Below are 22,594 nucleotides of genomic sequence, written 5' to 3'. Positions count from 1 at the left end.
CCGCAACCGAGCATGAAAAACAACGTCCTCAAGACTGCCCTGTTCGGCACGCTGCTCGCATTCGGCGCGTCCGGCGCCGCGTCGGCCAAGTCGCTCGACGACGCGCTCGACTGCCATTCGAACGGCCACAAGTTCGTCGCGCCGCTGCTCGCGGCCGGCGACATCCAGTCGGAGCCGATGCACGTCGAAGCGAATTCGGTGAACGCATTCCGCACGAACCATCCGCTGACCGCCTACGGCTTCGGCGTCTACGTCGTGCTTGGCTACCAGGCGAACGACCCGATCTTCCAGCCGGGCGACGGCACGCCGATCGGCAACTGGGCGTATGGCGTCGTGGTACGCGGCACGAAGAGTGCGGTCGAACAGGCCGTGCGCAAGGCGGGCAGCGACGCGACCGTCAAGCAGGCGTTCCCGTTCCTGACCGCGATCGTGTGCTCGGACTGAGCGCGTCACAAGGAAAGCGGCGCAAACTCGCCGCGCCGGTGTCGCTCGCCCGAAGCGCGCCTCGTTACGCGCCCGTATAAACCACGCGATACGGAATGCCGACCTTCTCCCACTCGGCCGCTTCCTGGCTGAGGCTGTAGTCGGTCAGCGGGTTCTGCTCGACCCACGCGCTCGGTAGGCGCACTTCATACCCGCCCTTCTTCATCTGCGACACGGAAATGTCCGGCAGCCCGGCATCGGTCCGGCGCCGGCACAGCAGCGCCGCGAGCCGCAGGCAGAACAGCAGCGGCCATTCGACGTCGCGCGCCTGCGACAGCTTGCCGAGCTTGCCCGCGTGTCCGAGCACGAGCGCGGCAAGCCGCGCCTGGTCGGTGCGCGAGAAACCCGGCATGTCGGCGTTGCTCGCGATATAGGCCGAATGCTTGTGATACGAACTGTGTGAGATCGACAGCCCGATCTCATGCAACGCGGCGGCCCAGCCGAGGAACATCCGGGCTTCCTCGCGCGCTTCGTCGTCGGCTTCATCGAGCTCGTCGTAGAACCGCACCGCCAGCGCACCAATGCGTTCGGCCTGCGCGCGATCGACGCCGTAGCGGCGCGTGAAACCCTCGACGGTCACCGCGCGCATGTCCTCGTGCTGGGTCCGGCCGAGCAGGTCGTACAGCACGCCCAGACGCAGCGCACCATCGGTGGTATCGACATAGTCGACACCCAGCTCCTCGAATACCGCGAGCATGATCGCGAGGCCGCCGGCGAGCACCGGCACGCGATCGGGCTTCAGCGCGATCAGCTTCAGCCGGTTCACGTTCTCGGACTTGATCAGCGCACGCTTCAGGCGTTCGAGCCCGCCGCGCGAAATGCCGTGCGTGATGCCCGCGTCGTTGAAGCCGTTCGCCTCGACGAGTTCCGCGAGCGCACGCGCGGTGCCGGATGAACCGATCGCCTGGTCCCACCCGGCCTTCTTGTACTCGCTGGAAATGATCTGGATCTCGCGCTTGGCCGCGAGTTCGGCCTGCCGCATCGTGTATTCGTCGACGTTGCCGGCCGGAAAGAACGCACGGCTGTGGCTCACGCAGCCGATGTAGAGGCTCTCCATCACGATCGGCGTGTAGTGCGAGCCGATGATGAATTCGGTCGAGCCGCCGCCGATGTCGACGACGAGCCGCTTGCCGGCGCTCGCCGGCACCGAATGCGCGGCACCCGCATAGATCAGGCGCGCCTCTTCGCGGCCCGCGATCACTTCGATCGGAAAACCGAGCGCCGCCTCGGCCTCGCCGAGGAATTCGGCCGCGTTCTTCGCGACCCGCAGCGTGTTGGTCGCCACCGCCCGCACATGATCCGGGTGGAAATCGCGCAGGCGCTCGCCGAACCGCTTGAGCGCCTCCCAGCCACGCTCCTGCGACGCGCGATCGAGCATCTTGTCGCTCGACAGGCCCGCGGCCAGTCGAACGGGCTCGCGCAGCGCATCGACGGGATAGATCTGGCTGCCCGCCGGGGTTTCCTCGACGCGCCCGACGATCAGCCGGAAGCTGTTCGAGCCGAGATCGACGGCAGCCAGCAAGTGGGGGGATGTAACCATCAGAAGGGGGCTCCGTGCGCGTTCGCCCGCGCCAGCCGCTGCGGCCACGCTGGACGATCAATCAAAGGCGATATTTTAAGCGTGGAACGCTTGCCGTAGCCACGCTTCACGGGCATGTACCCGGGTAGATTGTATATGGCCGAAACATTTATGAGATGAAACGGTTGCGGCGTAGAATTTCCCGATATAAATACATAATCGTCATCAGCACGTCATCGTACCGTGAGAGTTTCCGAGCGTCCTTTCGAATCATCGCCCGAATCATCCCCTACTCTGCCGATGTCCGTCCGTTATCCGCTTCTCAATCGTGAACTCGGCATCCTCGGGTTCAACGAGCGCGTGCTGGCCCAGGCTGCCGACCCGCAAGTCCCGTTGCTCGAACGCCTGCGCTTCATCTGCATCACCAGCAGCAACCTCGATGAATTCTTCGAAGTCCGGATGGCCGGCCTTCAGGAACAGATCCGCGACAACCCCGGCGCCCTGACGCCCGACGGCATGTCGTTACAGCATGCTTACGACCTCGTCGTCGAGCGCGCGCAGCGGCTCGTGCACCGCCAGTACACGATGCTGCACGAAACCGTGCTGCCGGCGCTCGAACAGGAAGGCATCTACTTCCACGCGAGCGACACGTGGAACGACGAGCAGCTCGAATGGGCGCGCCGCTACTTCCTCGACGAACTGCTGCCGGTGCTGACGCCGATCGGCCTCGATCCGGCCCACCCGTTCCCGCGCGTGCTGAACAAGAGCCTGAACTTCGTCGTCGAGCTCGAAGGCCGCGACGCGTTCGGCCGTCAGGCGGTGATGGGCATCGTGCAGGCGCCGCGCGCGCTGCCGCGCGTGGTGCGTATGCCGCAGGCACTGTCGGGCTTCGAGCATGGCTTCGTGCTGCTCAGCACGTTCATGCAGCGCTTCGTGGGCGAACTGTTCCCGCAACTCGTCGTGAAGAGCTGCAACCAGTTCCGCATCACGCGCAACAGCGAGCTGTTCGTCGACGAAGACGAAATCACCAACCTGCGCGTCGCGCTGCAGGGCGAACTGCCCGCGCGCCACCTCGGCAACGCGGTGCGGCTCGAGGTGTCGGCCGACACGCCGGCGCATATCGTGCGCCGCCTGCTCGAGGAAAGCCTGCTCGACGAGAAGGACTGCTATCGCGTGGCGGGCTCCGTGAACCTCGTGCGGCTGATGCAGATTCCCGATCTCGTCGATCGCCCCGACCTGAAGTTCGCGCCGTTCACCGCATCGATCCCGCCCGTGATCGCCAATGCACCGGCGATGTTCGACGCGATCGACGACGGCGACATCCTGCTGCACCACCCGTACGAAAGTTTCCAGCCGGTGCTCGAACTGCTGCAGCAAGCCGCGAAGGACCCGAGCGTCGTCGCGATCAAGCAGACGATCTACCGCACCGGCACCGATTCGCCGCTGATGGACGCGCTGATGGCCGCCGCGCGCAACGGCAAGGAAGTGACCGTCGTCGTCGAGCTGCTCGCGCGCTTCGACGAGGAAACCAACATCAATTGGGCGTCGCAGCTCGAAGCCGTCGGCGCGCACGTGGTGTATGGCGTGGTCGGTCACAAGTGCCACGCGAAGATGATGCTGATCGTGCGCCGCGTCGTGGAGGGCGGCAAGGCGACGCTGCGCCGCTACGTGCACCTCGGCACCGGCAACTATCACCCGCGCACCGCGCGCCTCTACACCGACTTCGGGCTGATGACGGCCGACCAGAAGATCTGCGAGGACGTCCACCACGTGTTCCAGCAACTGACCGGAATCGGCGGCGAGCTGACGCTGCACGAGCTGTGGCAGTCGCCGTTCACGCTGCATCCGCGCATCATCGAATCGATCCGCGCGGAGATCGACAATGCGCGCGCCGGCAAGCGCGCGCGCGTGGTCGCGAAGATGAACGCGCTGCTGGAGCCGACGGTGATCGCCGCGCTGTACGAAGCGTCGCAGGCCGGCGTCAAGGTCGACCTGATCGTGCGCGGCGTGTGCGCGCTGAAGCCGGGCGTGCCGGGGCTGTCGGAAAACATCACGGTGCGCTCGATCGTCGGGCGCTTCCTCGAACACCACCGCATCTACTATTTCCACGCGGACGGCGCCGAGGAAGTCTATCTGTCGAGCGCGGACTGGATGGACCGCAACCTGTTCCGCCGCGTCGAAGTCGCGTTCCCGATCCGCGAGCGCAAGCTCAAGCGCCGCGTGATCGCCGAGGGATTGTCGGTCTGTCTCGGCGACAACCAGTCGGCATGGCTGATGCAAAGCGACGGCCACTATCGGCGCCGCCGCGCGGGCAAGACGCTGCGCAACGCGCAACTCGGTCTGCTCGCGAAGTTCTGTTCGTAGGCAGGCGCCGCGCATCAAACGAAAAAGGCACAGCTCATGCGGGCTGTGCCTTTTTTGTTTCAGTCGTGCGCGGATCGATGCGCACGAACCGTATCAGACGATCACGCGCTCAAGCTTCGAACGCTGCCGGCCGGATCGCGATGATCCGCGACGCCGGGAAGCGCGCGGTGAACGTGCTGCCGCGCCCTTCCTCGCTCTGCACATACAGGTGCGAGTCGTGCCGCTGCAGCACGTGCTTGACGATCGCGAGGCCGAGCCCCGTGCCGCCCGTATCGCGCGAGCGGCTGCGGTCGACGCGATAGAAGCGCTCGGTCAGCCGCGGCAGGTCGGCGGCCGGAATGCCGAAGCCACTGTCGGTGACGGAGAACACGCCCTGCGCGCCCTCGCGCCGCCACGACACGAATATCTTGCCGCCGTCCGGCGTATAGCGGATCGCGTTGGTGACGAGATTCGCGAACGCGCTGAACACTTCGGTCTGCGCGCCCGTGACGCCGAGCGTCTCGTCGATCGCGAACGCGATCTCGTGATGCCCGTTCGACAGCGTCTGCGCATCCTCCTTCAGATGGTCGAACACGGCGCGCATGTCGATCGCGTGATCGACCGGCGGCCGGCTTTCGCCCTCGAGCTTCGCGAGCACCAGCAGGTCGGTGACGATGTGCCGCATCCGCGACGCCTGCTGCTCCATCATCTCGAGATAGCGCGCGCGATCTTCCTCGTTCAGCGGCAGCTCGCGCATCGTCTCGAGAAAACCCGACAGCACGGTGAGCGGCGTCTTCAGTTCGTGCGACACGTTCGCGACGAAGTCGCGGCGCATCGCGTCGGTCCGCTCGAGCTCGGTGATGTCCTGCGTGAGCAGCAGCTTGCGGTTCTCGCCGTACGGAAACACCTGCACCTCCAGCACGTTCTGCCGCGAGTCGCCCATCCCGCGCATCACGAGCGTTTCGTCGTAGTGCTGCGCGTTCAGGTAGCGGACGAATTCCGGATGACGCACGAGGTTCGTGATGTGCTGGCGCAGGTCGCGTTTCGCATCGAGGCCGAAATGCACCTCGGCGATCGCGTTGCACCACTCGATCTGGTCGTGGTCGTCGAGCATCGCGACGCCGTTCGGCGACGCCTGGATCGCCTGGATGAAGCGCGAATGCTGCTGCTCGACCTGCCGCACCTGCGCATGCCACTGCTTCGCGAGCTTGTGCAGCCGGTAATAGATTTCACCCCAGATGCCCGGTGCGCTCGGCACCTCGCCGTAGACGGGCGCATCGAGCAGACGCCACAGGCGTTGCGTATGGAAGGTACTGAAGAAGCCCTGCGCGACCAGCATCACGGCCGCAAACGCGCAGGCCGCGGTCGGGCCGGCGAACACGCCGACCAATACGCTGATCAGCACGAGCAGCACGAGCGACACGAGAAAGCGCGCCCAGATGATGTTCATGATTCAGCGCCCGAAAGAATGAACGGCATGCCGTGTCACACGGCATGCGCGAATACGTTACGCGTGCTTGGCGAGCCGGTAGCCGCTGCCGCGCACGGTCTCGATCATCGCATCGCAGCCGGCCGGTTTCAAGGCCGCGCGCAATCGTTTGATGTGCACGTCGACGGTACGCTCCTCGACGAACACGTGATCGCCCCACACCTGGTCGAGCAGTTGCGTGCGGCTGTGCACGCGCTCCGGATGCGTCATGAAGAAATGCAGCAGGCGGAATTCGGTCGGGCCGAGATCGAGCTTGATCTCGCTGCCGTCGCCGTGCGCGGCGACCCGATGCGTGGCCGGATCGAGGCGCAGCCCGTTGATCGACACGACGTCCTCGGTCAGCTGCGGCGCACGGCGGCGCAGCACGGCCTTGATGCGCGCCATCAGTTCCTTCGGCGAGAACGGCTTGGTCACGTAATCGTCCGCACCGATTTCGAGGCCGAGCACCTTGTCCTGCTCGTCGCCACGCGCGGTCAGCATGATGATCGGGATGTGCTTGGTCCGTTCGTTGTTGCGCAGGTCGCGCGCGAACGCGATGCCGGACTTGCCCGGCAGCATCCAGTCGAGCAGCACGAGATCGGGCAGCACATCGCTGATCAGGTTCTGCGCCTGCTCCGCGTTGTACGCGCGGATCGGGCAGTGACCGGCATGCTGGAGATTCACCGAGATCAGTTCGGAAATCGCGGGCTCATCTTCAACGACGAGAATGTTGCTGGGCATCGGCACCTCTGTTCTTCCTGTGCGTGGTGTTAACTGTTGGCTTCGCGCTCGAGCGTGTCGCGCGGCTGATGCCGCACGTCCGTGCCCTTCACGATGTAGATGATGAACTCCGCGATGTTCTTCGCGTGGTCGCCGATCCGCTCGATCGCCTTCGCGATGAACAGGTATTCGAGGCCGACCGAGATCGTGCGCGGATCTTCCTGCATGTACGACACGAGCTTGCGCACGAACGCGCGGAATTCGAGGTCGATTTCCTTGTCGTCCTTGACGATCTGCGCGGCGGCCACCGTATCGAGGCGCGCGAACGCGTCGAGCGCGCGGCGCAGGATCGTCACGGCCATCTCGCCCGACACCTTGATCTCGGCGATGTTCACCGTGCGCGCGGCCGGTTCGTCGACCAGGCGGCGCACGCGCTTCGCGATCTTCTCGGCCTCGTCGCCGGCGCGCTCGAGGTTCGTAATCGTTTTCGAAATCGACATCAGAAGGCGCAGGTCGCGCGCGGCGGGTTGTCTCCGCGCGATGATGTTGCCGCACTCCTGGTCGATGTCGACTTCCATCGCGTTCAGCGTTTCCTCGGCCGTGATCACCTTCTCGGCCGCATCGCGGTCGAATTCGTTCAGCGCATGCATCGCGCCGACGATCTGCGACTCGACGAGTCCGCCCATTTCCAGCACCTTCGACGACACGGCATTCAGGTCCGCGTCGAACTGGCTCGACAGATGTTTATCCGACATGGTTGTTGTTCTCCGTCATCAGCCGAAACGGCCGGTGATGTAGTCTTCCGTTTCCTTGCGCACCGGCTTGATGAAGATCTTTTCGGTTTCGCCGAATTCGATCAGCTCGCCCAGGTACATGTAGGCCGTGAAGTCCGAGCAGCGCGCGGCCTGCTGCATGTTGTGCGTGACGATCACGACCGTGTAGTCGCTCTTCAGCTCCGCGATCAGCTCCTCGATGCGGCCCGTCGAGATCGGGTCGAGCGCCGAGCACGGCTCGTCGAGCAGCAGCACTTCCGGACGGATCGCGATGCCGCGCGCGATGCACAGACGCTGCTGCTGGCCGCCCGACAACCCGTAACCGCTCTGGTTCAGCTTGTCCTTCACTTCGTTCCACAGCGCGGCCTTCGACAGCGCCCACTCGACGCGGTCGTCCATCTCCGAGCGCGTGAGCTTTTCGAACATCTTCACGCCGAACGCGATGTTGTCGTAGATCGACATCGGGAACGGGGTCGGCTTCTGGAACACCATGCCGATCCGCGCGCGCAGCAGCGAGATGTCGCGCTTCGTGGTCAGCAGGTTCTCGCCGTCCATCAGGATTTCGCCTTCGGCGCGCTGCTCCGGATAGAGCGCGTACATCTTGTTGAACGTGCGCAGGAGCGTCGACTTGCCGCAGCCCGACGGGCCGATGAACGCCGTCACCTTCCCTTCGGGAATGCGCAGGTTGATGTTCTTCAGCGCGTGAAACTTGTTGTAGAAAAAGTTGAGGTCGTTGACCTCGATCTTCGCGTTCAGCGGCGCCAGCGGGCTGCCATGCACCGCGTCGTGCGTGCCGGCGGGCGCAGCGGTGCGCTCGACGGAATTCAGGTGGCTTTCTGCCATATTCATCGGATCGCTCCGCCGTTACTTTTTCGAGAAGATCGAGCGCGCCAGGACGTTGAGTCCGAGCACCCCGAGCGTAATCAGGAACACGCCCGCCCATGCGAGCGACTGCCATTCGGCGAACGGGCTCATCGCGAACTTGTAGATCGTGACGGGCAGGTTCGCCATCGGCTGGCTCATGTCCCACGAGAAGAACTGGTTCGACAGCGCCGTGAACAGCAGCGGCGCCGTTTCGCCGGCGATCCGCGCGATCGCGAGCAGCACGCCCGTCACGATCCCGCCGACCGACGCGCGCAGCGTGATCTTCAGCACCATGCGCCACTTCGGCGTGCCGAGCGCGACGGCCGCTTCACGCAGTGCGTTCGGCACGAGCTTCAGCATGTTCTCGGTCGTGCGGATCACGATCGGAATCTGCAGCAGCGCGAGCGCAATCACGCCGGCCCAGCCCGAGAAGCGTCCCGACTTCGCGACGACGATCGCGTACACGAACAGGCCGATGACGATCGACGGCGCCGACAGCAGGATGTCGTTGATGAAGCGGATCGTGCTCGCCAGCAGGTTCTTCTGGCCGTATTCGGCGAGATAGACGCCCGCGAGGATGCCGATCGGCGTGCCGACCAGCGTGCCGAAACCGCACAGCAGCAGGCTGCCGACGATCGCGTTCGCCAGACCGCCGCCTTCCGTGTTCGGTGCCGGCGTCGATTCGGTGAACAACTGCAGCGACAGGCCGCCGACGCCGAGGTGCACGGTCGTGTAGAGAATCCACACGAGCCACAGCAGGCCGAATGCCATCGCGCCGAGCGATGCGGTGAGCGCGATCGCGTTGGTGAACTTGCGCCTGCGTTGCAGGCGGTTGCGCATCGCGTCGAGCGCGGCGCCGTTCGGCCCGGGGAAATTCATGATGGGCTCGCTCATTTCTTGCCCTCTCCCTTCTCGAGACGAAGCAGCAGCAGTTTGGAGACGGACAGCACGATGAACGTGATCACGAACAGGATCAGGCCCAGTTCCATCAGCGCGGACGTATGCAGGCCCGGCTGCGCTTCGGCGAATTCGTTCGCGAGCGCCGACGTGATGCTGTTGCCGGGCGCGAACAGCGACACGCTGTCGAGCAGGTTCGTGTTGCCGATCACGAAGGTCACGGCCATCGTTTCGCCGAGCGCGCGGCCGAGGCCGAGCATCACGCCGCCGATCACGCCGGTCTTCGTATAGGGCAGCACGACCTTCCACATCACTTCCCACGTCGTGCAGCCGATTCCGTACGCCGATTCCTTCAGCAGCACGGGCGTGACTTCGAACACGTCGCGCATCACCGACGCGATGTACGGGATGATCATGATCGCGAGGATCACGCCGGCCGCGAGGATGCCGATGCCGATCGGCGCGCCGGACGTCAGCGGACCGACCACCCACACGTCCTTGAAGATGCGGCCGATTGGCTTCTGGAAGTATTCGGCGAAGATCGGCGCGAACACGAGCAGGCCCCACATCCCGTACACGATCGACGGAATCGCGGCGAGCAGCTCGATCGCGATGCCGAGCGGGCGGCGCAGCCACACGGGCGACAGCTCGGTGAGGAACAGCGCGATGCCGAAGCTGACCGGCACCGCGATCACGAGCGCGATGATCGACGTCACGAGCGTGCCGTAGATCGGCACGAGCGCGCCGAAGACATCCGAGTTGGGATCCCACTCGGATTGAAACAGGAAGCCGAGGCCGAACTTCTGGATGGTCGGCATCGACGCAATGATCAGGGAAACGATGATCCCGCCCAGCAGCAGCAGGGTCACGATCGCGGCAAGCCATGCGAGGCCGCCGAACAGAACGTCGCCGAGGCGGCTCGGCGCGCGTTGCGACGCGGCGTCGGGGGACCGGGAGGACGTGTAGGAAATTTCAGACATGGGTGCCTGTTCTGGATCGCCGGGCGCCGTGACGCCCGGCCTTACCGCACACACTGCCCGACCGGCACGGCCGGGCAGTGAACCGCTGCAATGCTTACTCCGCGGCGACCGGCTTGCCCGATGCGTCCGTGACCTTCGTCTTCCACTGCTTGCGGATTTCCGCCTCGACTGCCGGCGGCAGCGAGATGTAGTCCAGGCTGTCGGCCGCCTTCTCGCCGTTCTTGAACGCCCAGCTGAAGAACTTCAGCGTTTCGGCGCCCTGCTCCGGCTTGTCCTGCTTCGCGTGCAGCAGCACGAACGTCGCGCCGACGACCGGCCATGCATCCTTGCCCGGCTGGTTCGTCAGGATCTGGTAGAACGACTTCGACCAGTTCGCGCCGGCCGCAGCGGCCTTGAACGTTTCCGTCTTCGGCTCGACCACCGTGCCCGTCGAATTCTTCAGCGCGGTGTAGACCATGTTGTTCTTCTTCGCGTACGCCCACTCGACGTAGCCGACCGCGCCCGGCAGGCGCTGCACGAAGGCCGCGACGCCGTCGTTGCCCTTGCCGCCCGTGCCCGTCGGCCAGTTGACCGTCGTGCCTTCGCCGACCTTCGACTTCCACTCGTCGTTCACCTTGGACAGGTAGTTCGTCCAGATGAAGCTCGTGCCCGAGCCGTCAGCGCGGCGAACGACCGCGATGTCCGTGTCCGGCAGCTTGACCTTCGGGTTCAGTGCGACGATCGCCGGATCGTTCCACTTCTTGATCTTGCCGAGGTAGATGTCGCCGAGCACCGGGCCCGACAGCGTCAGTTCACCGGCCTTCACGCCCGGCACGTTGACGACCGGCACCACGCCGCCGACCACCGTCGGGAACTGGAACAGGCCTTCCTTCGCGAGCTCTTCATCCTTCAGCGGAGCGTCCGAACCGGCAAAATCGACCGTCTTCGCGTTGATCTGCTTCAGGCCGCCCGACGAACCGATACCCTGGTAGTTCACCTTCGCGCCGCCGGACTGCTGGTAGTCGGCAGCCCATTTCGTATAGATCGGCATGGCGAACGTGCTACCTGCGCCCGTGATGTCGGCAGCGTGCGCGGCAACGGCGAAAAGCGCGCCAGCCAGGCCGGCAATCGCGGTTTGCATCAATTTCATGAGACCTCCAGTGTGTGAGCGGATGACTACGGCACCGCGAAGGTTAGGGGCTCCTCATGACGATAATGTGACAATCGATGAAACTGGCGTGACAGTAACATGACTGGTTGAAAGGGTGTATTCGGGGTGGTGCGATGGGCCGCGGAGGCCACGCGCGGCGGCGATGGTGGCAAGAATTGCCGGTCATGGAGGGACGGTATGGGCGCCCTTTCGCGGGGGTGCGCGGGCGATCCTGGCGCGGTGAAAAACAGGCGGGCAATGCCCTGCTCTGCACGCCGCTCCTGGTCAGAGTCGGATGATTTCTTCTGTCAGATGAAATCCGCGCCGAAGCCCCTTCTATTTAATAGCGCAAACCTTTGCGTCTGATGAATTGCGGCGCCCGAAGGCGCCGCAGGTCGATTCATTGCTGCGGCAGCGCGCACTCGGCCGACGCGTCGCGCGCCGTCCCCGGTTCGGCTCAGCTCGTCGCCATCCGCACCGCGTCGGCGATCGCTTCCGCGTGGCGGGTCGCGTCGGCCGCCTGCTGCGCCTCGACCATCACGCGCAGCACGGGCTCGGTGCCCGACGCGCGGATCAGCACGCGGCCGCTGCCGGCGAGCGCGCCTTCGGCTGCGTCGATCGCCGCGCGAATCGATGCGCTGCCCTTCCAGTCCGCGCCCGGCTTCATCCGCACGTTGATCAGCTTTTGCGGGAACAGCGTGACGCCGTCCAGCATCTGCGCGAGCGTGCGGTCGCTGCGCTTGAGCGCGGCGAGCACGAGCAGCGCCGACACGATGCCGTCGCCGGTCGAATGGCGGTCGAGCGACAGGATGTGGCCCGAGCCTTCCGCGCCGAGCTGCCAGCCGCGTTCGCGCAACTGCTCGAGCACGTAGCGGTCGCCGACCGCCGCGCGCACGAACGGCACGCCCTCGCGCTGCAACGCGACCTCGACCGCGAGGTTCGTCATCAGCGTGCCCACTGCGCCGTCGACCTTGCCGGCCGTCGCGATGCGGTCCTTCACGAGCACGTAGAGCAGCTCGTCGCCGTTGTACAGCCGGCCGGTCGAATCGACGACCTGCAGGCGGTCCGCGTCGCCGTCGAGCGCGATGCCGAGATCCGCATGGTTCGCACGCACCGCGCGCACGAGTGCATCGGGCGCCGTCGCGCCGACACCGTCGTTGATGTTGAAGCCGTTCGGCGCGACGCCGATCGGGATCACGTCCGCGCCGAGTTCGTGGAACACGTGCGGCGCGATCTGGTACGCGGCGCCGTGCGCGCAATCGATCACGAGCTTCAGTCCGCGCAGATCGTATGCGGCCGGGAACGTGCTCTTGCAGAACTCGATGTAGCGGCCGGCGGCGTCCTCCAGGCGGCGCGCCTTGCCCAGCCGGTCCGACGATGCGCATTCGAGCGGCTTGTCGAGCCACGCTTCGATCGCGGCTTCGGTATCGTCGGGCAGCTTGTTGCCGTCCGCGGAGAAGAACTTGATGCCGTTGTCCTGATACGGGTTGTGCGATGCGCTGATCACGACGCCGGCCGACAGGCGCAGCGCGCGCGTCAGGTAGGCGACGCCCGGCGTCGGCATCGGGCCGGCCAGCATCACGTCGACGCCGGCCGCCGAGAACCCGGCCTCGAGGGCGGCCTCGAGCATGTAGCCCGACACGCGCGTGTCCTTGCCGATCAGCACCGTCGGACGCGCACCGGCCGCGACGTCGGCCGTGCCGGCCAGTACCTTGCCGGCCGCATAGCCGAGACGCAACACGAAATCAGGCGTGATGGGCGCCTCGCCTACCGTGCCGCGAATGCCGTCCGTGCCGAAATATCGACGTCCCATGGCGAATCTTCCTCCTTCGTCTTTCTGAATTCTGACTTATCGTTGCCGCGCGGCTTCGCGCACGGCATTCCAGACCTTCAGCGCGTCGACCGTCGCCGCGACGTCGTGCACGCGCACGATCGCGGCGCCGCGCCCGACTGCGCACAACGCGGCCGCCACGCTTGCCGCGACGCGTTCCATCGGCGGCTTGTCGCCGATCACCGCGCCGAGCATCGACTTGCGCGACATGCCCGCGAGAATCGGATACGCGCGCCCGTCGGGCCGCGCGGGCGCCGTGTCCGCCAAGGCGGCCAGCAGCGCGTAGTTGTCGTCGACCACCGCCTTGCCGAACCCGAAGCCCGGATCGACGCAGATCCGCTCCGGCGCGATGCCCGCGTCGCGCAGCGCCTGCGCACGCGCGGCGAGAAAGTCGCGCACGTCGGTCACGACGTCGCCGTAGTCGGGCTCGCCGACCTGCATCGTCTGCGGCTCGCCGAGCATGTGCATCGCGCACAGTCCGCTGTTGCCCTCGCGCACCGCGTCGATCGCCCCCGGCTGGCGGAACCCCCAGATGTCGTTGATCAGGTCGGCGCCGGCCGCGAGGGCCGCGCGCATCACGGCCGGCTTGTAGGTGTCGATCGACAGCGGCACGTTCAGCGGCCGCAGCGCCTCGACGAGCGGGATCACGCGCGCGAGCTCCTCGTCGAGCGGCACCGGCGGCGCGCCGGGACGCGTCGACTCACCGCCGATGTCGATCAGGTCGACGCCTTCGGCGATCATCCGTTCGGCCTGGCGCAGCGCATCGTCGCGCGCGAGGAAGCGGCCGCCGTCGGAAAACGAATCGGGGGTTGCGTTGAGGATGCCCATCACGAGCGGGCGTTCGAACGTCAGCGAGAAGCGGCCGCACTGGAGCGGCGCGGGAATGAACGCGGAAACAGCGGAATCGGACACGGGCGGGAGGCGTTGATGAATGCAAAACGGGCCGGTGTGAAGCCACACCAGCCCGTGAACGGTGCTACAGCGGCGCTCAGGCCGGCGAAGCAGGCGCCGGCGCGTTGGCCGGCTTCACTTCGGCGGTCGTGCCACCACCCGACGAGTCGCCGCCGACAGCCGGCGAGCTCTTCGGCGAGCGCGGCGGACGCCCTTCCATGATGTCGTTGATCTGATCGGCGTCGATCGTTTCCCACTCCATCAGCGCGGCCGTCATTGCCTCGACCTTGTCGCGGTTCTCTTCGAGCAGGCGGCGCGCAAGGTTGTACTGTTCGTCGAGCACGCGACGGATTTCGCCGTCGACCTTCTGCTGCGTCGCTTCCGAGATCGTGCGCGTGAAGCCGCGGCCGAACGGGCCGTTGTCGCTCTCGTCGTCGACGTAGACCATCGGTCCGAGTGCGTCGGTCATGCCGAAACGGGCCACCATCGCGCGTGCCGTCTGCGTCGCCTTGTTGAAGTCGTCCGACGCGCCGGTGCTGATCAGGTTCAGGAACAGCTCCTCGGCCACGCGACCACCGAACAGGATCGCCAGGCGATCGAGCAGGTAGTCCTTCGAGTACGTCTCGTTGTCATGCTCCGGCAGCTGCCACGTGACGCCCAGCGCGCGACCGCGCGGGATGATCGTGACCTTGTGCACCGGGTCGGCCTTCGGCAGCAGCTTCGCGATCACCGCGTGGCCCGACTCGTGGTAAGCCGTCGCGCGCTTCGCTTCTTCGCGAATCACCGCCGACTTGCGCTCCGGACCCATGAAGATCTTGTCCTTCGCGTCCTCGAAATCCTGCATCTCGACGATGCGCTTGCCGCGACGGGCGGCGAACAGCGCCGCTTCGTTCACGAGGTTCGCGAGATCGGCACCCGAGAAACCCGGCGTGCCGCGCGCGATGACTGCTGCATCGACGTCGTTCGCGATCGGCACCTTGCGCAGGTGCACGCGCATGATCTGCTCGCGGCCGCGGATGTCCGGCAGGCCGACATAGACCTGGCGGTCGAAACGGCCCGGACGCAGCAGCGCCTTGTCGAGCACGTCGGAACGGTTGGTCGCGGCGATCACGATCACGCCGGAATTCGCCTCGAAGCCGTCCATCTCGACCAGCATCTGGTTCAGCGTCTGCTCGCGCTCGTCGTTGCCGCCGCCCATGCCGGCGCCGCGATGACGACCGACCGCGTCGATTTCGTCGATGAACACGATGCACGGTGCGTGCTTCTTCGCCTGCTCGAACATGTCGCGCACACGGGCCGCGCCGACACCGACGAACATTTCGACGAAGTCGGAACCCGAGATGCTGAAGAACGGCACCTTCGCTTCACCGGCGATCGCGCGGGCGAGCAGCGTCTTGCCGGTACCCGGAGGGCCGACGAGCAGCACGCCGCGCGGAATGCGCCCACCCAGCTTCTGGAATTTCTGCGGATCGCGCAGGAAGTCGACGAGCTCGGACACTTCTTCCTTCGCTTCGTCGCAGCCCGCGACGTCGGAGAAGTTGACCGCGTTGTTGTTCTCGTCGATCAGCCGCGCGCGCGATTTCCCGAACGAGAATGCGCCGCCTTTGCCGCCCCCCTGCATCTGCCTCATCATGTAGAACCAGAACACGATGATCAGGATCGTCGGCCCGAGGTAATACAGCGCGGACATCAGCGCGTTCGGCTCGTCGTCCGCCTTGCCGCTGACCTGCACGCCGTACTTCATCAGGTCACCGACCATCCAGATGTCGCCGGGCGACACGATCTGGTATTTCTGGCCATCAGACGGAGTGACGGTGAGGTTGCGCCCCTGCACGATGACGTTCTTGACCTTGCCGTTCTTGGCGTCGTCCATGAACTGCGAATAGGACACACCTTCCTGGACGCGGGGCTTGTCGAACTGCTTGAACACCGTAAACAGCACCAGTGCGATCACCAGCCACACTGCTGCCTTCGAAAACATATTGTTGTTCAAAGCACCACTCCTTCACTCGTAGACGAGCGCCTACATTTTCCTTGCGGCGCTCCTCGGTCATTCTAATCCAGTCCGACCACCCCTGCCATAAGCATTGACAACCGCCGCGATAGCGCTTCGCTTGTCTGGCAAGGGCCGGAGCCCGTTTGCGGCACCGCGCTCCGCGTCACCGCGGTTGCTTCAGTTGCCGGCCCAAAATGAATGTTTCGGACGATTTGTCGCGCGACGCCTTCGGCTTGCGGGGCGCGACCACCTTAAACTGCTGCTTGAACTTCTCGACGATCTGGCTGTAGCCGCTGCCGTGAAAGCATTTCACGAGCAGCGCACCATCCGGCTTCAGATGGTTCTGCGCGAATTCAAGCGCCAGATCGCACAGATGCTCGATGCGTGCTGCGTCCGCCGAGGCTACGCCGGAGAGGTTGGGGGCCATGTCGGAAATAACAAGGTCCACCGCGCGACCTTCGAGCACATCTTCGAGCTGCCGGAGGACGTCGTCCTCGCGGAAGTCGCCCTGGATGAAGTGGACGTCGGCGATCGGCTCCATCGGCAGCAGGTCGAGCGCGATGATCGTGCCGTCGATGCCGCCTTCGCGTTGCGTGTCGCGCTTCTTGCCCTGCGCGAGCTTGTTGCGGGCATACTGGCTCCAGCTGCCCGGCGTCGCGCCGAGGTCGACGATCACCTGGCCCGGACGGATCAGCTTGTCCTGCTCGTCGATTTCCTTCAGCTTGTACGCGGCACGCGCGCGATAGCCCTCCCGCTGCGCCATTTTGACGTACGGGTCGTTGATGTGGTCGTGCAGCCAGTGCTGGTTGAAGCGGTTTTTTGCCATTCGAGAGAGAGATTGCTGCTATTTGCTTCGTGAAGCCGTGCTTTTGGCGGATAATACGCGTCTTCTTCGCGCGGCTGCGGCCCCTTCTGAGGCCCAAGCCGCGATTTTACGTGGTTTCGGCGCGCGGCTGATGCGGTAACTTCCCGCGATTCGCTTCTGACGCAGCGCCCCTTATCTAGATTTCGACATTTCCATGCCCGCCCTTTCGCTTTCCCCCGCCGAGCGCTCCGCGCTGCGCTCCCAGGCCCATGCGCTCAAGCCCGTCGTGCTGATCGGCGCCGAAGGGCTCACCGACGCAGTGCTGAAGGAAATCAAGGTGCACCTCGCCGCGCACCAGCTGATCAAGATCCGCGTGTTCGGTGACGAGCGCGACGAGCGCGTCGCCATTTACGACGAGATCTGCGACCGCCTGAGCGCCGCGCCGATCCAGCACATCGGCAAGCTGCTGGTGATCTGGAAGCCCGAGGCCGCCGTGGCAACCCCGGCCCGCGGCCGTCGTGCCGGCACGCTGCCGAGCGCGGCCGAAGCCAGCGACGACAGGAAAGGCCGCGCACCGCGCACCGTCAAGGTCGTCAAGGTGTCGCCGAACGCGAGCCCCGTGCGTCGCCCGAAGCCGACCAAGGTCGTCGTGCGCGGCAACGAGCGCGTGACGGCGGGCGGCACGGTGAAGCGCGCGAAAAAGCGTCAGGCCAGCACGAAGCGGCCGCACCAGGACAAGTAATCCTGCCGGGCGGCACGGGGCATCCCGTGCCCTGCCCGTGCGGCGCTCAGGCTAATGAGGCCGTTCAGGCGTCGCGCGCCGGCAGACGCCAGATCAGCATCAGCCCCAGCACGCTCTCGACGAGATAGAACAGGCTCGAGACGCCGTGCAGCATCCCGAAGCGGCCCGCATACGGCGAGTTCGCGATATCGGTGCCCGCTTCCATCGCGGCCACGCGCAGCGCGTTCATGAACGGCTGCAGCGCAAAATACCCGACCAGCACGCACGCGACCATCGCCGCGACGATCCAGCGCACGCGACGATAATCGCCGCTGCCGCGCCGCACCTGCTGATTCGACAGCGCGAGCAGCAGCACGCCGCACACGACACCGAGGATCGCCTCGATGCGAAACAGCTGGGCGGCGACCGTACCGGCCGTCATCCGCTCCAGCGTCTTGAACAGCACGGGCGCGACCGCATACCCGATCGTCAGCAGGCTGCCGACCCACACGGCCGACAGCAGACGGAACACGCGATGCGGCATCACGTCGCCCGGCTTCAGATGTAGCTGACGGAAATGATTTCGTACTCGCGCACGCCGCTCGGCGCCTGCACGGCCGCGACGTCGCCTTCGGACTTGCCGATCAGCGCGCGTGCGATCGGCGAGCTGACCGAGATCAGGCCGTGATCGATATCGGCTTCGTCGTCGCCGACGATCTGATACTTGACGGTGTCGCCCGACTCGAGATCCTCGAGTTCGACCGTCGACGCGAAGACCACACGGCCCTCGGCATCGAGCACGGTGGGGTCGATGACCTGCGCGGCGGACAGCTTCGATTCGAGTTCCGCGATACGGCCCTCGATGAAGCCCTGCTTTTCCTTCGCTGCGTCGTATTCGGCGTTTTCGGACAGATCACCCTGTGCGCGGGCCTCCGCGATCGCGGTGATCACGGCCGGCCGCTCGACCGACTTGAGGCGCTGCAATTCATCGCGCAGTTGCTCTGCGCCACGCTTTGTCAACGGAATGGTGCTCATAAACGGCTCAATCGATAATAACGGCTATAAAAAAAATCACCGCGATTAAGCGCATTTCCGGTGAACCGGAAACACCGCTTAACCGCGGCACGTGTTGCTTCGACAGGAAACTGACTGCTTAGTTTAGGCGAGCGTGAAGACCTTGTAAATCATAGACTTCCAGATCCTTCAGGTAGCGCAAGCCTTCGACGGCCGCGCGCGCGCCCGACATCGTCGTGTAGTACGTGACCTTGTGCGCCTGCGCGCTCATGCGGATCGAACGCGAATCGGCGATCGCCTGGCGCGTCTCGTCGACCGTCGTGAACACGAGTGCGATCTCGCCGTTCTTGATCATGTCGACGATGTGCGGACGGCCATCCTTCACCTTGTTGACGACCTTTACCGGCACGCCGGCCGCTTCGATCGCGGCAGCCGTGCCCTTGGTCGCGACGATCGGGTAGCCGAGGTCGTGCAGCATGCGCGCGACTTCGACGGCCTTCGGCTTGTCGGCGTCCATCACGGTCAGCAGCACCGTGCCCGACTCCGGCAGGCGCGAACCGGCCGCGAGCTGCGACTTGAACAGCGCTTCGCCGAACGTCTGGCCGACACCCATCACTTCGCCGGTCGAACGCATTTCAGGCCCGAGGACCGGATCGACGGTCGGGAACTTGACGAACGGGAACACTGCTTCCTTCACGCTGAAGTACGGCGGCTCGACTTCCTTCGTCACGCCCTGCTGCGCGAGTTTCTGGCCGACCATCGCGCGCGCCGCGATCTTCGCGAGCGGCAGGCTGGTCGCCTTCGACACGTACGGCACCGTGCGCGAGGCGCGCGGGTTCACTTCGAGCACGTAGATGATGTCCTGCTTCGAGCCGTCCGCCTGCGGCACCTGCTGAATCGCGAACTGCACGTTCATCAGGCCGACCACGTTCAGCGCCTTCGCCATCGCGCCCGTCTGGCGCTTCAGCTCGGCCACGGTTTCCTTCGACAGCGAGTACGGCGGCAGCGAGCATGCCGAGTCGCCCGAGTGGACGCCTGCCTGCTCGATGTGCTCCATCACGCCGCCGATGAACACCGCTTCGCCGTCGCAGATGCAGTCGACGTCGCATTCGATCGCGTCGTTCAGGAAGCGGTCGAGCAGCACCGGCGAATCGTTCGACACCTTCACGGCCTCGCGCATATAGCGCTCGAGGTCGCGCGGCTCGTGGACGATTTCCATCGCGCGGCCGCCCAGCACGTACGACGGGCGCACGACGAGCGGGTAGCCGATTTCGGCCGCCAGCGCGAGCGCTTCTTCTTCGGCGCGCGCGGTGCGGTTCGGCGGCTGGCGCAGGCCGAGATCCTGCAGCAGCTTCTGGAAGCGTTCGCGGTCTTCGGCCGCGTCGATCATGTCCGGCGACGTGCCGACGATCGGCACGCCGTGCGCCTCGAGGTCGAGCGCGAGCTTCAGCGGCGTCTGGCCGCCGTACTGGACGATCACGCCGACCGGCTTTTCCTTGTCGACGATTTCCAGCACGTCCTCGAGCGTCAGCGGCTCGAAGTACAGGCGGTCGGACGTGTCATAGTCGGTCGACACCGTTTCCGGGTTGCAGTTGACCATGATCGTTTCGTAGCCGTCCTCACGCATCGCGAGGGCCGCGTGCACGCAGCAGTAGTCGAACTCGATGCCCTGGCCGATCCGGTTCGGGCCGCCGCCCAGCACCATGATCTTCTTGTTGGTGGTCGGCTGCGCCTCGCACTCTTCCTCGTAGGTCGAGTACATGTACGCGGTTTTCGTCGCGAACTCGGCCGCGCAGGTGTCGACGCGCTTGTAGACCGGGCGCACGTTCAGTTCCACGCGGCGCTTGCGGACGTCTTCCGGCGTCGCACCGAGCAGCTTCGCGAGGCGTCGGTCGGAGAAGCCGCTCTGCTTCAGGAAGCGCAGCTCGTCGAACGTCAGCGATGCGAGCGTGCGGCCCGACAGCGCCTTTTCCTTCAGGATGATCTGCTCGATCTGCGCGAGGAACCACGGGTCGATCGCGGTTTCCGCGAAGATCTCTTCGGCCGTCATGCCGATGCGGAATGCATCGCCGACGTACCAGATGCGATCCGGGCCCGGCTCGTGGATTTCGATCGCGATCTCGTCGCGGTCGGTCGACTTCTCGTCGAGACCGTCGACGCCGACTTCGAGGCCGCGCAGCGCCTTCTGGAACGATTCCTGGAACGTGCGGCCGATCGCCATCACTTCGCCGACCGACTTCATCTGCGTGGTCAGGCGCGAATCGGCTTCACGGAACTTCTCGAACGCGAAACGCGGAATCTTCGTGACGACGTAGTCGATCGTCGGCTCGAACGACGCCGGCGTCTGGCCGCCGGTGATTTCGTTCTTCAGCTCGTCGAGCGTGTAGCCGACCGCCAGCTTCGCCGCGACCTTCGCGATCGGGAAGCCGGTCGCCTTCGACGCGAGCGCCGACGAACGCGACACGCGCGGGTTCATCTCGATGACGACCATGCGGCCGTCCTTCGGGTTGATCGAGAACTGCACGTTCGAGCCGCCCGTGTCGACGCCGATCTCGCGCAGCACCGCGAGCGATGCGTTGCGCAGGATCTGGTATTCCTTGTCGGTGAGCGTCTGCGCCGGCGCGACCGTGATCGAGTCGCCGGTATGCACGCCCATCGGGTCGAGGTTTTCGATCGAGCACACGATGATGCAGTTGTCGGCGCGGTCGCGCACGACTTCCATCTCGTATTCCTTCCAGCCGAGCAGCGATTCCTCGATCAGCAGTTCGCGGGTGGGCGACAGGTCGAGGCCGCGCTTGCAGATCTCTTCGAACTCTTCGCGGTTGTACGCGATGCCGCCGCCCGAGCCGCCGAGCGTGAACGACGGACGGATCACGATCGGATAGCCGCTGCCGCCGGTGTACGCCATGATCTCGGCGTGCACCTGGGTCGCCTCTTCCATCGAGTGCGCGATGCCCGACTTCGCCGAGCCGAGACCGATCTTGGTCATCGCGTCCTTGAACTTCTGGCGGTCTTCCGCCTTGTCGATCGCTTCCGGCGACGCGCCGATCAGCTCGACGCCGAATTTCTCGAGCACGCCGTGGTGATGCAGGTCGAGCGCGCAGTTCAGCGCGGTCTGGCCGCCCATCGTCGGCAGGATCGCGTCCGGGCGCTCCTTCTCGATGATGCGCGCGACGACTTCCCACGTGATCGGCTCGATGTACGTGACGTCGGCCGTATTCGGGTCGGTCATGATCGTCGCCGGGTTGCTGTTCACGAGGACGACCTTGTAGCCCTCTTCACGCAGCGCCTTGCAAGCCTGCGCGCCCGAATAGTCGAACTCGCAAGCCTGGCCGATGATGATCGGGCCGGCGCCGATGATGAGGATGCTTTTGATGTCTGTGCGTTTTGGCATGGCTTGTGAATTCAGTAAGTAATCTTGGTCGTGGCGTTGTCGCGGGTCGGCCGGCTGCGCTCAACTCATGGTGGCGAGCGCGAGCTTCACCGAGAAACCGATGAACAGGCCGCCCACGCTGCTCGCCGCGCCCGCCGCGAGCTTGCGGCGGCGACGGAAATGCTCGGCGAGCCGCGCACCCGCGAAGATCAGCGTGCTCAGGTACAGGAAGCTCGCGCATTGCGCGATCGCCCCGAGCACGACGAACGACAGCGCGGGATGCGGGAATGCCGGGTCGACGAACTGGATGAAGAACGAGATGAAGAACAGGATCGCCTTCGGATTCAGGAGGCTCACGATCAGCGCCTTGCGGAACGGCTTGTCGAACGAGCGCTCGCCGTCGACCGCGAGCGGCGCGTCGGCCGGCGCATCGGCGCGTGCGCGCAGCTTGCGCCACGCGCCGCGCAGCATCCCGGCACCGATGTACAGCAGATACGCGGCGCCGCCGTACTTGACGACGGAGAACAGCAGCGGGTTCGCCTTCAGCAGCGACGCGACGCCCGCGGCGGACAGCACCATCAGCACCGTATCGCCGACGAACACGCCGCAGGCCGCGCGGTAGCCGGCCTTCACGCCGCGCTGCGCCGCGAGCGACAGCACGTACATCGAGTTCGGCCCCGGCAGCAGGATGATGAAGATCACGCCGAACACGTAGGTCCAGATATCCGTGATGCCGAGTGCGTGGCCGAACATGATGCGAATCTCCCGTTCTTCGGTTGCTTCAGTG

19 protein-coding genes are annotated in these 22,594 nt (G+C 65.3%); 3 read left to right on the top strand and 16 right to left on the bottom strand.

Translation table 11 applies throughout. From position 1 onward, the window contains the following. Window positions 1-12 precede the first annotated feature (12 nt). The gene (locus ACP26O_RS06550; RefSeq protein WP_175663928.1) at window positions 13-444 is read left to right on the top strand and encodes a hypothetical protein; all 432 of its coding nucleotides are present in this window, start codon (window positions 13-15) and stop codon (window positions 442-444) included. Window positions 445-508: 64 nt separating this feature from the next. On the opposite strand, the gene ppx is transcribed toward ACP26O_RS06550, so the two are convergent. Further along, entirely contained in the window at window positions 509-2,023 is a 1,515-nt protein-coding gene (ppx, locus tag ACP26O_RS06545; protein ID WP_105833740.1) for an exopolyphosphatase, read from the bottom strand. A gap of 279 nt (window positions 2,024-2,302) precedes the next feature. On the opposite strand from ppx, the gene ppk1 reads away from it, so the two are divergent. After that, window positions 2,303-4,366, top strand: coding sequence for a polyphosphate kinase 1 (gene ppk1, locus ACP26O_RS06540; protein WP_105787272.1), 2,064 nt, complete (start codon window positions 2,303-2,305; stop codon window positions 4,364-4,366). A 109-nt stretch (window positions 4,367-4,475) separates the two neighbouring features. Here ppk1 and phoR read toward each other — a convergent pair whose 3' ends face one another. The 11 genes from phoR to ACP26O_RS06485 form a co-directional block, all read right to left on the bottom strand. Beyond that, window positions 4,476-5,795 (bottom strand): phosphate regulon sensor histidine kinase PhoR, encoded by a 1,320-nt coding sequence (gene phoR / locus ACP26O_RS06535; RefSeq protein ID WP_006750314.1) that lies wholly within the window; start codon window positions 5,793-5,795, stop codon window positions 4,476-4,478. 57 nt (window positions 5,796-5,852) lie between these two features. Continuing rightward, window positions 5,853-6,554 (bottom strand): phosphate regulon transcriptional regulator PhoB, encoded by a 702-nt coding sequence (gene phoB, locus ACP26O_RS06530; RefSeq protein WP_006750313.1) that lies wholly within the window; start codon window positions 6,552-6,554, stop codon window positions 5,853-5,855. Between the two features lie 29 nt (window positions 6,555-6,583). Further along, a complete protein-coding gene (gene phoU / locus ACP26O_RS06525) occupies window positions 6,584-7,288 on the bottom strand; it encodes a phosphate signaling complex protein PhoU (protein WP_006750312.1) in 705 nt (234 codons plus the stop codon). Between the two features lie 18 nt (window positions 7,289-7,306). Continuing rightward, a complete protein-coding gene (pstB, locus tag ACP26O_RS06520; RefSeq protein ID WP_011656506.1) occupies window positions 7,307-8,155 on the bottom strand; it encodes a phosphate ABC transporter ATP-binding protein PstB in 849 nt (282 codons plus the stop codon). A 15-nt stretch (window positions 8,156-8,170) separates the two neighbouring features. After that, window positions 8,171-9,064 carry a phosphate ABC transporter permease PstA gene (pstA, locus tag ACP26O_RS06515; RefSeq protein WP_011656505.1) on the bottom strand — a complete coding sequence of 298 codons (894 nt, stop codon included), beginning with the start codon at window positions 9,062-9,064 and terminating at the stop codon, window positions 8,171-8,173. After that, window positions 9,061-10,047, bottom strand: a complete 987-nt coding sequence (gene pstC / locus ACP26O_RS06510; RefSeq protein WP_011656504.1) for a phosphate ABC transporter permease PstC — start codon at window positions 10,045-10,047, stop codon at window positions 9,061-9,063. Before pstC ends, pstA begins: the two co-directional genes overlap by 4 nt. Before the next feature lie 94 nt (window positions 10,048-10,141). Beyond that, window positions 10,142-11,176, bottom strand: coding sequence for a phosphate ABC transporter substrate-binding protein PstS (gene pstS / locus ACP26O_RS06505; RefSeq protein WP_105833742.1), 1,035 nt, complete (start codon window positions 11,174-11,176; stop codon window positions 10,142-10,144). Window positions 11,177-11,633: 457 nt separating this feature from the next. Next, entirely contained in the window at window positions 11,634-12,989 is a 1,356-nt protein-coding gene (glmM, locus tag ACP26O_RS06500; protein ID WP_006758676.1) for a phosphoglucosamine mutase, read from the bottom strand. A gap of 36 nt (window positions 12,990-13,025) precedes the next feature. Beyond that, window positions 13,026-13,967 carry a dihydropteroate synthase gene (gene folP, locus ACP26O_RS06495; RefSeq protein WP_175663929.1) on the bottom strand — a complete coding sequence of 314 codons (942 nt, stop codon included), beginning with the start codon at window positions 13,965-13,967 and terminating at the stop codon, window positions 13,026-13,028. Between the two features lie 28 nt (window positions 13,968-13,995). Beyond that, window positions 13,996-15,891, bottom strand: a complete 1,896-nt coding sequence (gene ftsH, locus ACP26O_RS06490; RefSeq protein WP_011656500.1) for an ATP-dependent zinc metalloprotease FtsH — start codon at window positions 15,889-15,891, stop codon at window positions 13,996-13,998. Window positions 15,892-16,057: 166 nt separating this feature from the next. Continuing rightward, entirely contained in the window at window positions 16,058-16,720 is a 663-nt protein-coding gene (locus tag ACP26O_RS06485) for an RlmE family RNA methyltransferase (protein ID WP_012363552.1), read from the bottom strand. Window positions 16,721-16,913: 193 nt separating this feature from the next. On the opposite strand from ACP26O_RS06485, the gene ACP26O_RS06480 reads away from it, so the two are divergent. Further along, window positions 16,914-17,441, top strand: coding sequence for a YhbY family RNA-binding protein (locus ACP26O_RS06480; protein WP_012363551.1), 528 nt, complete (start codon window positions 16,914-16,916; stop codon window positions 17,439-17,441). Window positions 17,442-17,505: 64 nt separating this feature from the next. Here the strand turns inward: ACP26O_RS06480 and ACP26O_RS06475 are convergent, their stop codons facing one another. The 4 genes from ACP26O_RS06475 to leuE form a co-directional block, all read right to left on the bottom strand. Beyond that, window positions 17,506-17,964 (bottom strand): DUF4149 domain-containing protein, encoded by a 459-nt coding sequence (locus ACP26O_RS06475; RefSeq protein ID WP_175664186.1) that lies wholly within the window; start codon window positions 17,962-17,964, stop codon window positions 17,506-17,508. Between the two features lie 14 nt (window positions 17,965-17,978). Continuing rightward, on the bottom strand, window positions 17,979-18,455 hold the full coding sequence (gene greA, locus ACP26O_RS06470; protein WP_006750301.1) for a transcription elongation factor GreA: 477 nt from the start codon (window positions 18,453-18,455) through the stop codon (window positions 17,979-17,981). A 118-nt stretch (window positions 18,456-18,573) separates the two neighbouring features. Further along, window positions 18,574-21,828, bottom strand: a complete 3,255-nt coding sequence (gene carB, locus ACP26O_RS06465) for a carbamoyl-phosphate synthase large subunit (protein ID WP_006750300.1) — start codon at window positions 21,826-21,828, stop codon at window positions 18,574-18,576. 60 nt (window positions 21,829-21,888) lie between these two features. Next, the gene (gene leuE, locus ACP26O_RS06460) at window positions 21,889-22,560 is read right to left on the bottom strand and encodes a leucine efflux protein LeuE (RefSeq protein ID WP_006750299.1); all 672 of its coding nucleotides are present in this window, start codon (window positions 22,558-22,560) and stop codon (window positions 21,889-21,891) included. Window positions 22,561-22,594: the final 34 nt, after the last annotated feature.

It is taken from the genome of Burkholderia sp. R-40 (genome assembly GCF_049942845.1).
Classification (GTDB): domain Bacteria; phylum Pseudomonadota; class Gammaproteobacteria; order Burkholderiales; family Burkholderiaceae; genus Burkholderia; species Burkholderia ambifaria.
Note: the sequence above shows the minus strand (reverse complement) of the source record. Positions and strands in the feature narration are given on the sequence as shown.

Bases quoted from the DNA above. Each gene is read 5' to 3' on its own strand.
- phoB (WP_006750313.1), bottom strand. From the start codon at position 6,554: ATGCCCAGCAACATTCTCGTCGTTGAAGATGAGCCCGCGATTTCCGAA.
- ppx (WP_105833740.1), bottom strand. From the start codon at position 2,023: ATGGTTACATCCCCCCACTTGCTGGCTGCCGTCGATCTCGGCTCGAAC.
- greA (WP_006750301.1), bottom strand. From the start codon at position 18,455: ATGAGCACCATTCCGTTGACAAAGCGTGGCGCAGAGCAACTGCGCGAT.
- ACP26O_RS06485 (WP_012363552.1), bottom strand. From the start codon at position 16,720: ATGGCAAAAAACCGCTTCAACCAGCACTGGCTGCACGACCACATCAAC.
- phoU (WP_006750312.1), bottom strand. From the start codon at position 7,288: ATGTCGGATAAACATCTGTCGAGCCAGTTCGACGCGGACCTGAATGCC.
- glmM (WP_006758676.1), bottom strand. From the start codon at position 12,989: ATGGGACGTCGATATTTCGGCACGGACGGCATTCGCGGCACGGTAGGC.
- ppk1 (WP_105787272.1), top strand. From the start codon at position 2,303: ATGTCCGTCCGTTATCCGCTTCTCAATCGTGAACTCGGCATCCTCGGG.
- pstA (WP_011656505.1), bottom strand. From the start codon at position 9,064: ATGAGCGAGCCCATCATGAATTTCCCCGGGCCGAACGGCGCCGCGCTC.
- ACP26O_RS06480 (WP_012363551.1), top strand. From the start codon at position 16,914: ATGCCCGCCCTTTCGCTTTCCCCCGCCGAGCGCTCCGCGCTGCGCTCC.
- ACP26O_RS06475 (WP_175664186.1), bottom strand. From the start codon at position 17,964: ATGCCGCATCGCGTGTTCCGTCTGCTGTCGGCCGTGTGGGTCGGCAGC.
- pstC (WP_011656504.1), bottom strand. From the start codon at position 10,047: ATGTCTGAAATTTCCTACACGTCCTCCCGGTCCCCCGACGCCGCGTCG.
- leuE (WP_006750299.1), bottom strand. From the start codon at position 22,560: ATGTTCGGCCACGCACTCGGCATCACGGATATCTGGACCTACGTGTTC.
- pstB (WP_011656506.1), bottom strand. From the start codon at position 8,155: ATGAATATGGCAGAAAGCCACCTGAATTCCGTCGAGCGCACCGCTGCG.
- ACP26O_RS06550 (WP_175663928.1), top strand. From the start codon at position 13: ATGAAAAACAACGTCCTCAAGACTGCCCTGTTCGGCACGCTGCTCGCA.
- phoR (WP_006750314.1), bottom strand. From the start codon at position 5,795: ATGAACATCATCTGGGCGCGCTTTCTCGTGTCGCTCGTGCTGCTCGTG.
- pstS (WP_105833742.1), bottom strand. From the start codon at position 11,176: ATGAAATTGATGCAAACCGCGATTGCCGGCCTGGCTGGCGCGCTTTTC.
- carB (WP_006750300.1), bottom strand. From the start codon at position 21,828: ATGCCAAAACGCACAGACATCAAAAGCATCCTCATCATCGGCGCCGGC.